Below are 10,197 nucleotides of genomic sequence, written 5' to 3'. Positions count from 1 at the left end.
GTCGACCTCGGCGCGGCCCGCGGCATCGGGCCTGGCGGGCCCGCCGGCTGCCGCGACCTGCCGGGGCAGGGCATCTTCAGCCGACCCGCGCGGGCCGGGCAGAGCGCAGCCCGCGGCCAGCGAGGCCCCGCCGGCCAGCAGCAGGGCGCGACGCGCGCGGCTCGTCACCTCAGGCCGCCGCGGTGAAGCGCTCGAGGTGGTAGTCGGCGTCGCCGAAGGCCTGCGAGATCATGGTCAGCCGCTTGAAGGTGTGGCTCACCTTCATCTCGAGCGTCATGCCCATGCCACCGTGCAGCTGGATGGCCTCCTGCCCGACATGCCGGCAGGCGTCGGCCACCTTCACGCGGGCGGCGGCCACCACCCGCGCGCGCTCGCCGGCCGGCGTGTCGGGGCCGACCTTGGCGCAGGCGAGGTAGGTGATCGAGCGGGCCTGCTCGGTGCTGATGCACATGTCGACCATGCGGTGCTGCAGCGCCTGAAACGAGCCGATGTTGGTGCCGAACTGCTTGCGGGTCTTGAGGTACTCCAGCGTGGTGTCGCAGGCGAACTTCATGGCGCCCACCGCCTCGGCGCAGAGCAGCGCGCCCGCGAAATCGAGCGCCTCCTCGAGCATGGCCAGACCCTCGCCCTCGGCGCCCACCAGCGCGTCGGCGCCCACGCTCACGCCGCGCAGGCTGACATCGGCCGAGCGCAGGCTGTCCTGGGTGCGGTAGGTCTTCATCGACACGCCCGCCGCGCCGGCATCGACCAGGAACAGGCTGATGCCGCCGGACTCGCCGGGCATGCCCGAGGTGCGCGCGCTGACCAGCAGCTTGCCGGCCACCGGGGCATCCACCGCCGCGATCTTGCTGCCGTCGAGCACCCAGCCGGCGCCCTGACGGCGCGCGGTGAGCGCCACCGCGGTGTTGCTGAAGCGGCCGCCGGCCTCGTAGTGCACCAGCGCCAGGGTGAGCGCGCCCTCGACCACCGGCTGCAGCACCGCGGCCTTCTGCGCATCGCTGCCGTGGCGGTCGATCAGTCGTCCGACCAGACCCACCGTGGAGAGGTAGGGCTCGAGGACCAGCCCCGCGCCGATGGCCTCCATGACCGCGACCATGTCGACCGCGCCACCGCCAAAGCCGCCAGCGGCCTCCGACAGCGGCAGGCCGAGCAGGCCGAGCTCGGCGAAGGTGGCCCACACCGCCGGGCTGTGGCCCGGCGTGCCGGCCACGATCTGCTTGCGCGCCTCGAAGGCGTAGTCTTTCTCGATCACCCGCTTGACCGTGTCGGCCAGCAGCTGCTGTTCCTGCGTGAGTTCGAAGTTCATGCCTGTTGCTCCCGGGCTCAGAGGCCCAGCGCCATCTTCGAGAAGATGTTGCGCTGGATCTCGTTGGAACCCGCGTAGATGGAGGTCTTGCGGAAGTTGAAGTAGCGCGCGGCCATCGACGCACCGAACTCGTCGAAGCCGTCGTAGCTGATCGGGCGGAAGGCCTGGGCCATGGGGCCCATCACCTGCATGCTGAGCTCGGTGAGCGCCTGCTGGATCTCGGTGCCCTTGATCTTGAGCATCGACACCTCGGGCCCGATGTTGCCGGTGCGGCGCATCTCGTCGAGGAAACGCATGTTGGTGATCTCGAGCGCCATCAGCTCGATCTCGACGCGGGCGAGCCGGTCCTTGAAGCGCAGGTCGTCGATCAGCGGCTTGCCGTTGACCTGGGTGCGCGCGGCCATCTGCTTGAGCTTGGCGAGTTCGCGCTTGGAGCCGCCGATGCGACCGGTGTTCAGGCGCTCGTGGCCGAGCAGGTACTTGGCCACCGTCCAGCCCTTGTTCTCCTCGTGGACCAGGTTCTCGACCGGCACGCGCACATCGTCGAAGAACACCTCGTTGACCTCGTGGGCCTCGTCGAGCAGCAGCAGCGGGCGCACCGTGATGCCCGGGGTCTTCATGTCGATGAGGAGGAAGCTGATGCCCTCCTGGCGCTTGCCCGCGGTGGCGTCGGTGCGCACCAGACAGAAGATCCAGTCGCCGTAGTGGCCCAGGGTGGTCCAGATCTTCTGGCCGTTGACCACATAGTGGTCGCCCTGGCGCTCGGCGCGGGTCTTGAGCGAGGCGAGGTCGGAGCCCGAACCCGGCTCGGAGTAGCCCTGGCACCAGAACACATTGCCGTTGTAGATGTCGGGCAGGTAGCGCTTCTTCTGCGCATCGGTGCCGAAGTGCAGCAGCACCGAGGCCACCATGGTCGGCCCGAAGGGCGCGATCGGCGGCGCGCCGGCAAGCGCGTACTCTTCCTCGAAGATGTAGCGGCGGGTGGCATCCCAGTCGGTGCCGCCCCATTCCCTGGGCCAGGCCGGGGCAACCCAGCCCTTGGCGGCCAGGATCTTGTGCCAGCGCACCAGGTCTTCCTTGCTGAGTTCCTGGTAATCGAGCACCTTCTGGCGCAGGTCGGCGGGCACGTTGGCGGCCAGCCAGCCGCGCACTTCATCGCGGAAGGCGATTTCGTCTGCGGAGTAGTTCAGGTCCATGGTTCACCTCGGTCAATGACAGCCAGAGGATATCGCAAGGCTGAAGGCCCTCCCGCCTGCTAGAGTCTGTCCACCCGATCCGCGAGTCCACCCGGTGTCTCTCACCGATCTGCCCTCCGAGTGGTTTTCCTGGCACGGGCTGATGTCCGCCATCGGCCTGCTGGTGTTCGTGCTCGGTTCGCATGCGCTGGGCCAGCGTCGGCACCCGTCGGCGGCCATTGCCTGGGTGCTGATGATCACGCTGCTGCCCGAGCTCGGCGTGCCCCTCTACCTGATGTTCGGCACCCGCAAGCTGCCGCGCGCCGCCCGGCGCTCGCCCGATGGGGCACGCGGCGCCGACCCGGTCCAGGGCGACTCGGTGCCGCCCTGGACCCGGCGGCTCACCGCGGCCATGGGGCTGCATCCCGCGCAGGCATGCCATGACCTGCACATCCATGCCGATGGCCGGGCCGCCCGTGAGGCCCTGCTGCGGGTGGTCGATGCCGCGCGCGAACGGCTCGATGTCTGCACCTTCATCCTCGGCCGGGACGACTTCGGCGCCGAATGCCTCGAGCGAATCGCTGCCCGGGCCAGGGCAGGCGTGCGGGTGCGCCTGCTGGTCGATGGGATGGGCGCCTGGATGGGCGGGCGGCGCGAGTTCGCGCAGGCCCGTCAGGCGGGGGTGCAGGTGCTGCGCTTTGCCCCGCCCTTCCGGATGCCCTGGCGCGGCCCGCTGCGCGGGCGCACCAATCTGCGCAATCACCGCAAGCTGGTGGTGGCCGACAGCCGCCTGCTGTGGACCGGCGGGCGCAATCTCGCCGGCGAGTACTTCGAGGGTTCACCCGGCCGGCCGGCCTGGGTCGATCTCAGTTTCGACCTTGCCGGCCCGCTTGCCGCCGAGGCCTCGGCGGTCTTCGAGGCCGACTGGGTGTTTTCGCAGAGTTCACGGCCCGAGGCGATCGATGACGCCTTCGCGCGTGGCCGGGAGGCCGCCGAGGCCGCCGCGGCGCTCGCCGAGCCGGGTGCGGGCGCGGCCACCGCGCAACTGCTGCCGAGCGGGCCCGACTATGCGGAAGACACGGTGCATGCCCTGCTGCTCACCTCGTGCTACCGGGCGCGCTCGCGGATCCTGGCGGTGACGCCCTACCTCGTGCCCGACGAGAGCCTGCTCGCGGCGCTGTGCCTTGCCGCCCGGCGCGGCGTGCGGGTCGACATCGTGATGCCCGCCCGCTCGAATCACCGGCTCGCCGACATCGCGCGGCATCGGCCCATGCGCGAGCTGGCCGCGGCCGGCGCCCATCTCTGGCTGGCACCGCAGATGGTGCATGCCAAGGCGGTGGTGATCGACGAGCACCTCGCCATGGCCGGCTCGGTCAATCTCGATGGCCGCAGCCTCTTCCTGAACTACGAGCTGATGGTGGGTTTCTACCGACCGCAGGATATTGCGGGCTTTGCCCGCTGGATCGAGGCCCTGGTTGCCGACGCCCGCGCCTACCAGCCGCGGCCTGCCGGGCTCGCGCGCTTCATTGCCGAGGGTCTGGTGCTCTGGCTTGCCTTTCAGCTCTGAAATCGAGACACGGCCGCACGGGCCGTCCGGGGCTGATCGGTCATAGTCGCCGCGAACCTTCCCCGCTCATCCTCACCACGCCCGGAGCCGCGCATGCGCCTGTCCAAGCCCCGATTCGCCCCCGTTCCCGACGACCAGTGGAACGCCGAGCAGACTGCCCTCGCCGCCCCCATGGTGGCCCGCGACAAGATGCTCAACATCTTCCGCACCCTGCTCAACCACCCCGACGCCATGCGCGGCTTCATGGGCTGGGGCAGCTATGTGCTCAGCAAGAAGAACACCCTGCCGGCGCGCGAGCGCGAGCTGGTGGTGTTGCGCACGGGCTTTCTGTGCCGCTCGGGCTACGAGTGGACCCAGCATGTGCCGATCGGCCAGCGCGCCGGTCTGACCGATGCCGAGATCGCCGCCATCAAGCTCGGCGCCGACGGCCCGAACTGGAGCGCCGCCGACCGTGCGCTGCTTCGGGCCACCGACGAGCTGCATGCCGGCCAGTTCATCACCGACGCCACCTGGCAGGCCCTGGCTGCGCACTTCCAGCCGCGCCAGTGCATGGATGTGGTGTTCACCGTGGGTCAGTACACCCAGGTGTCGATGATCCTGAACAGTTTCGGGGTTCAGCTCGACGAGGGGCAGGTGCTCGACCCCGATCTGCGCGGCTGAAGCCGGCGCAACGGGCCGGGGCGGCCATCGGCGCCATCAAGGCGCGCGCCTGGCGCCGCTCAGTGCTGGCTGGGCGGGTCTTGCGGCAGCGCGGCGACCAGCGCCTTGCCCGCATGGGCCGGCCCCACCTGCAGGGCCCAGCGGGCCACCAGCTCCGACAAGCGCCAGGCATTGCCGTCGAGGTGCCCGAGCATGTCGGCGAAGCCGGGATCGGGCACGGCCAGCGACCAGTCGGGCAGGTCGATCTCGTCGAGCGCGTGGAAGTCGCGCATCTCGACCCGCTCGGTGCCCCGGACGGCAACATAGGCGCCGCTGAGGCGCCAGGTGGGGGCGCACAGGCGATGCACCTGCTCGAGGGCCAGCGACCAGCCGGCTTCGTCAGGGTGCCACAGCACCAGGGAGCCATCGGCCAGGGTCTCGCGCGGAAGGTAGGGGTACACCCGGTGCCAGGTGCGCGGGGGCACCGGAGGGCAAAGTGCCTGCCGGAGCGCGGAGGCATCGCCCGGCATCGGCCCGAGCTTGGCAGCGTAGAGCGTGATCCGACCCCCGGACGCTGCCATCGCCGGATGCCACGGGCGCTCGTCTTCGATCAGCCTGCGTCCCATCACCTCACCTTCCTGCGGCGCATTGTAGGGAGGGCGTGGCGCCACAGGGTGTAAAACAAGCATGACCAAAGGGGCCTTCCGACGCTTGTTGAAACGGCCTCGGCGCTGACCGACAGGTCACTGTCAGAAAGGGGGGCGGAAGGCCGCCGCAGGCGGACCTCAGAGCCGCCCGCGCAGCAGGTACTCCATCAGCGCCTTCTGCACATGCAGCCGATTCTCGGCCTCGTCCCAGACCACCGATCGCGGGCCATCGATGACCTCGGCCTGCACCTCCTCGCCGCGATGGGCGGGAAGGCAGTGCATGAAGAGCGCCCGGGAGTCGGCCGCTGCCATGAGCTCCTCGTTCACCTGCCAGTCGGCGAAGGCCCGGCGCCGTGCCTCGTTCTCGGACTCGTAGCCCATGCTGGTCCAGACATCGGTGGTGACCAGGTCGGCGCCGCGGGCGGCATCGATGGGGCGATCGAAGCGGCGCATGCAGGCTGCCGAGCTGCCTGCCAGGGCCGGGTCGACCTGGTAGCCGGCCGGGCTGGAGACCTGCACAGTGAAGCCGAGCAGCTCGGCCGCCTGCAGCCAGGTGTAGAGCATGTTGTTGGCGTCCCCGATCCAGGCCACCACGCGGCCGCGGATGTCGCCCCGGTGCTCGATGAAGGTGAAGACATCGGCCAGGATCTGGCAGGGGTGGTATTCGTTGGTGAGGCCGTTGATCACCGGCACCCGCGAATGCGCGGCAAAGCGCTCGATGATGCTCTGCTCGAAGGTCCGGATCATGACCAGATCGCACATTCGCGAGATGACCTGCGCGGCATCTTCCACCGGCTCGCCGCGGCCAAGCTGCGAGTCGCGGGTGTTGAGGTAGATGGCCGAGCCGCCGAGCTGATGCATGCCGGCCTCGAAGGACAGCCGCGTGCGGGTGCTCGCCTTCTCGAAGATCATCACCAGCGTGCGATCGCTCAGCGGGTGATAGGGCTCATAGCGCTTGAAGCGCTCCTTGATGACCCGGGTACGGGCGAACAGGTAGGCGAGCTCGTCGGCGTCCAGGTCCTTGAACTGCAGGAAGTGCTTCATCGGCATCTCGGGTATGCGCGTGGCGCCGGCGGCGCCTCAGGCCGGGGCAGGGCTGTTCGCGAGGTGCTGGCGCACCAGCGGCGCGAGCCGTTCGACCAGATGGTCGACATGATCGCGGGTGAAGATCAGCGGCGGCAGCAGCCGGATCACGGTATCGGCGGTGACATTGAGCACCAGTCCGGCATCGAGGCTGCGCTGCACCAGTTCGCCGCAGGGCCGGTCGAGCTCGATGCCCAGCATCAGCCCCCGGCCGCGGATCTCGCGCACGCCCGGCAGCCCGCCGATCGCCTGCGTGAGGCACTGCACCAGATAGTCGCCGACGCGCGTGGCGTTGCCGAGCAGATCGTCGCGCTCCATGACCGCCATGGTGACCAGACCCGCGCGCATGGCCAGCGGATTGCCGCCGAAGGTGGTGCCGTGGTTGCCGGGCTGGAACACCTCGGCGGCCGCGCCGTGGGCCACCACCGCGCCCACCGGCACGCCCGAGGACAGGCCCTTGGCCAGCGGCATGACATCGGGCAGGATGCCCGCCCATTGATGGGCGAACCACTTGCCGGTGCGACCGGTGCCGCACTGCACCTCATCGATCATCAGCAGCAGGCCGCGCTCGTCACACAGCCGACGCGCCTCCCGCAGGTACTCGATGCTGGCCGGCTGGATGCCGCCCTCGCCCTGGATGGCTTCCAGGAACACCGCCACCACATTCGGGTTGCGCTCCACCACCTGGCGCAGCGCCTGCGCGTCATTGAGCGGCACCCGCGGAAAGCCGCCGACCAGCGGCTCGAAACCCTTCTGTACCTTGGCGTTGCCGGTGGCCGAGAGCGTGGCCAGCGAGCGCCCGTGGAAGGCCTTCTCGTAGACCACGATCTCGGGCTCGGCGATGCCCTTGCCATGGCCGTACTTGCGGGCGATCTTGATGGCCGCCTCGTTCGCCTCGAGACCTGAGTTGCAGAAGAACACATTGGTCATGCCCGACACCGCCACCAGCCGGCTGGCGAGTTCGGTCTGCAGCGGCACCTCGAAGAGGTTGGAGCAGTGGATGATCCGGCCGACCTGCTCGCGCAGCGCGGCCACCAGGTCGGGGTGGTTGTGCCCGAGGGTGTTGACCGCGATGCCGGACAGGCAGTCGAGATATCGCCGGCCCCGGGTGTCGAACAGCCAGGCGCCGTCGCCATGGCTGAAGGCGACCGGCAGCCGGCCGTAGGTGGACATCAGGGGGGTGCTGGCAGCCATCTCGGACTCCGGTTCGGGGATGGATCGGGGGTCAGCCGCCCGCGGGTTCCCGCAGAAACAAGAACGGCGGCTGCCGCCGCCGTCTGCCTGCCGGAGCCGCCTGCTGGCCGACCCGGACCCGTCATTCTAGGGGAAAGCCGCCTGAACGGGCGGCTATAATCGCCCATTCGGTGTCCAGGAGCATCCGGCCCTGGCCCGCCTGCCTGCATGAGCCCCCCGCCTTCGGTCCGCTCGTTCACCATCGTCGGCCTCACCGCCCAGGGCCGCCCGTTTCGGCCCAGCGACTGGGCGGAGCGCCTGTGCGGCGTGATGTCGTCGTTCCGACCGCCCGGCGCGGGCGCGCAGGCGCATCTCACCTATTCTCCCTTCGTGGCGCCCGGCCTGCACGAGGGCCACAAGTGCGTCCGGGTGGACGCCCGGCTCTACGCCATCGAACCCATGGCCTACCACTTCCTGCGCGGCTTTGCCCGCGACAACGCGCTCAGCATTCACGAAGACTCCTGACACGCGGCGTGAGGTTTTTCGGCCAAGTTGTCGATTAAAAAGACTTTTTTGTCGAATCGCGGTTGCCCTCCCCGGGGGGGCAGAGGCTAGAATCCGGCTGGGCGGCCTGCCGAGGGCGCGCCGTCCGCACAGGAGACCCTGAATGCCTTTCCCGGAGCAGTGGCGTGCCAGCTGGGGCGTGACCGAGATGGGACACCCGGGCAGCGTTGCGCTCGATGACCGACCCATGTTCCGGGTGGCCGATTTCGGCCTTGATCAGCGGCTGCTGAGCCATGCCGACACCGTGCTGCGCCACGCGCGTCACAACCCGTATCGCTATGAGCTGGCAAGCAATCGCCAGCCGGGCGGGTTCGACATCGCCATGGTCGACATGACGGCGGCGGGCGCGCCGCAGGCGCTGGAGACGCTGCGCAGCCATGGCGCCGAGCCTGCTCCGGGCATCGCGCCCGCCGTGCCGGCGATCGTGCGGGTGGGCCGGCGCGCCGACGAGCAGCGCGGCCAGGATGAACTGCCGGTGAGTGCCTTCACCCACGGCCTGATCCCCGCGCTGAACCGCGCGGTCGAGCACAGCCTGCTGAGCGGGCAGGGCGCAGCGGTGCCGCGCGCTGCCGCGGGCGCCGCGCGCGCGTTGGCGGCTTCGACGCGTCCGCCCGCGGGCGAGCCGCAGGCCTGGGATGACAGCGAATCCGACGACGAGGATGCGCCCTCCGCGCGTCGGCCGCGGGTGCTGGTGGTGGACGACAGTCCCACGGTGCGCCGCCAGCTGGCCGTGGCACTGCACCGCATGGGGCTGGACAGCGAGGGGGTGAACTCGGCCCGCGAGGCGCTCGAGACACTCGCGGTTCGCCACTACGAGATGGTGTTCGTGGATGTGGTGATGCCCGAGATGGACGGTTACCGTCTCACCCGGGAGATCAAGCGCAGCCGAACCCTGCGTCCGATGCCGGTGGTGATTCTCACCAGCCGGTCATCGCCCTTCGATCTGGCCCGTGGCGCGCTGGCCGGTTGCGACAGCTATCTGGTCAAGCCGGTGAGCATGCAGTCTCTGCGCGAGACCGTGGCCCGGCATCTGCACCGGGCCGGGCCGCCTGCCGCTTAGCCCTTGACGCGGCTGCGATACTCGCCGGTGCGGGTGTCGATCTCGATCTTGTCGCCGATCTCGACGAAGGCCGGCACCGGCAGTTCGAAGCCGGTGGGCTTGATGCGCGCCGGCTTCATGACCTTGCCCGAGGTGTCGCCCTTGACGGCGGGCTCGGTGTATTCCACCTCGCGCACCACGCTGTTGGGCATTTCCACCGAGATGGCTCGCCCTTCATAGAAGGTGACCTCGCAGGGCATGCCGTCGTCGATGTACTGCACGGCATCGCCCATGGACTCGGCCTCCACCTCGTACTGGTTGTACTCGGCGTCCATGAACACGTAGAGCGGGTCGGCGAAGTACGAGTAGGTGACCTCGCGCTTGTCGAGCATCAGCACGTCGTACTTCTCGTCGGCCTTGGAGACGGTCTCGGTGCCGGAGTTGTTCAGCAGGTTCTTCAGCTTGAGCTTGACGACCGCCGCATTGCGGCCCGACTTGTTGTATTCGGCCCGCAGCACGACCATCGGATCCTTGCCGATCATGATCACGTTGCCGGTGCGCAGTTCCTGGGCGAGCTTCATGGGGGTTTCCTTGGGGGCCGCGGGCTCTGGCGCCGGGTGCGGCGGGCTGGGAAAAGCCCAAGATTATAGCCTGGATCGGCAATAGCTGACCAGTTGCGTGGCCAGATCAGGGGCCCGGGCTGTCTGGCTGGCGAGCGCGGCGGCGGCTGTCTCCAGGGTCGGCCAGGCGGCGTCGAGGGCGCTCCAGGCAGCGTCCAGATCGAACGAGCCATCGGCCGCTCGAGGGTTCGCCGGTGCGGGATTCCCGGCTCCCGCACCGGCGGCTCTCACGCCGGCGGTCCTCGCGCCGGCCGACGCCGCGCCGGCCGACGCCGCACTGGCCGACGCCGCGGCGACCGGCAGGGCAGCGACCGGGACGGCAGGCGCCGGGTGCGCGCCGTCAGTCCAGGCTCGGCTGAAGGCCTCGATCGGCCCATCGGCCGC

Annotated in this window: 10 protein-coding genes and 1 pseudogene; 4 read left to right on the top strand and 7 right to left on the bottom strand. The window is 69.6% G+C overall.

What is annotated here, in order from left to right:
• Window positions 1–169: 169 nt before the first annotated feature.
• Together AC2H6A_RS14855 and AC2H6A_RS14850 are read right to left on the bottom strand one after the other, a co-directional pair.
• Window positions 170–1,306 carry an acyl-CoA dehydrogenase family protein gene (locus AC2H6A_RS14855; RefSeq protein ID WP_484274381.1) on the bottom strand — a complete coding sequence of 379 codons (1,137 nt, stop codon included), beginning with the start codon at window positions 1,304–1,306 and terminating at the stop codon, window positions 170–172.
• Between the two features lie 17 nt (window positions 1,307–1,323).
• A complete protein-coding gene (locus AC2H6A_RS14850; protein ID WP_484274380.1) occupies window positions 1,324–2,502 on the bottom strand; it encodes an acyl-CoA dehydrogenase family protein in 1,179 nt (392 codons plus the stop codon).
• 94 nt (window positions 2,503–2,596) lie between these two features.
• Between AC2H6A_RS14850 and AC2H6A_RS14845 the strand changes: the two genes are divergently transcribed.
• Both AC2H6A_RS14845 and AC2H6A_RS14840 read left to right on the top strand, forming a co-directional pair.
• Entirely contained in the window at window positions 2,597–4,048 is a 1,452-nt protein-coding gene (locus AC2H6A_RS14845) for a phospholipase D-like domain-containing protein (protein WP_484274379.1), read from the top strand.
• A gap of 93 nt (window positions 4,049–4,141) precedes the next feature.
• Window positions 4,142–4,708 (top strand): carboxymuconolactone decarboxylase family protein, encoded by a 567-nt coding sequence (locus AC2H6A_RS14840; RefSeq protein WP_484274378.1) that lies wholly within the window; start codon window positions 4,142–4,144, stop codon window positions 4,706–4,708.
• Between the two features lie 59 nt (window positions 4,709–4,767).
• Here AC2H6A_RS14840 and AC2H6A_RS14835 read toward each other — a convergent pair whose 3' ends face one another.
• From AC2H6A_RS14835 to AC2H6A_RS14825, 3 genes are all read right to left on the bottom strand, one after another.
• Window positions 4,768–5,313 carry a hypothetical protein gene (locus AC2H6A_RS14835; RefSeq protein WP_484274377.1) on the bottom strand — a complete coding sequence of 182 codons (546 nt, stop codon included), beginning with the start codon at window positions 5,311–5,313 and terminating at the stop codon, window positions 4,768–4,770.
• 159 nt (window positions 5,314–5,472) lie between these two features.
• Window positions 5,473–6,384 (bottom strand): ornithine carbamoyltransferase, encoded by a 912-nt coding sequence (gene argF / locus AC2H6A_RS14830; protein ID WP_484274375.1) that lies wholly within the window; start codon window positions 6,382–6,384, stop codon window positions 5,473–5,475.
• 30 nt (window positions 6,385–6,414) lie between these two features.
• On the bottom strand, window positions 6,415–7,611 hold the full coding sequence (locus AC2H6A_RS14825; RefSeq protein ID WP_484274374.1) for an acetylornithine transaminase: 1,197 nt from the start codon (window positions 7,609–7,611) through the stop codon (window positions 6,415–6,417).
• Window positions 7,612–7,818: 207 nt separating this feature from the next.
• On the opposite strand from AC2H6A_RS14825, the gene AC2H6A_RS14820 reads away from it, so the two are divergent.
• Both AC2H6A_RS14820 and AC2H6A_RS14815 read left to right on the top strand, forming a co-directional pair.
• Entirely contained in the window at window positions 7,819–8,115 is a 297-nt protein-coding gene (locus AC2H6A_RS14820; protein ID WP_484274373.1) for a DUF3579 domain-containing protein, read from the top strand.
• A gap of 142 nt (window positions 8,116–8,257) precedes the next feature.
• On the top strand, window positions 8,258–9,214 hold the full coding sequence (locus AC2H6A_RS14815) for a response regulator (protein ID WP_484274372.1): 957 nt from the start codon (window positions 8,258–8,260) through the stop codon (window positions 9,212–9,214).
• Here AC2H6A_RS14815 and efp read toward each other — a convergent pair.
• Together efp and AC2H6A_RS14805 are read right to left on the bottom strand one after the other, a co-directional pair.
• Window positions 9,211–9,774: an elongation factor P gene (gene efp, locus AC2H6A_RS14810; RefSeq protein ID WP_484274371.1), complete on the bottom strand. Its 564-nt coding sequence runs from the start codon at window positions 9,772–9,774 to the stop codon at window positions 9,211–9,213. The two genes, AC2H6A_RS14815 and efp, sit on opposite strands and share 4 nt — an antisense overlap.
• Window positions 9,775–9,837: 63 nt before the next feature.
• Window positions 9,838–10,197: pseudogene (locus AC2H6A_RS14805) on the bottom strand (hypothetical protein); the annotation flags it as partial.

This window comes from Quisquiliibacterium sp. (genome assembly GCF_982640115.1).
Note: the sequence above shows the minus strand (reverse complement) of the source record. Positions and strands in the feature narration are given on the sequence as shown.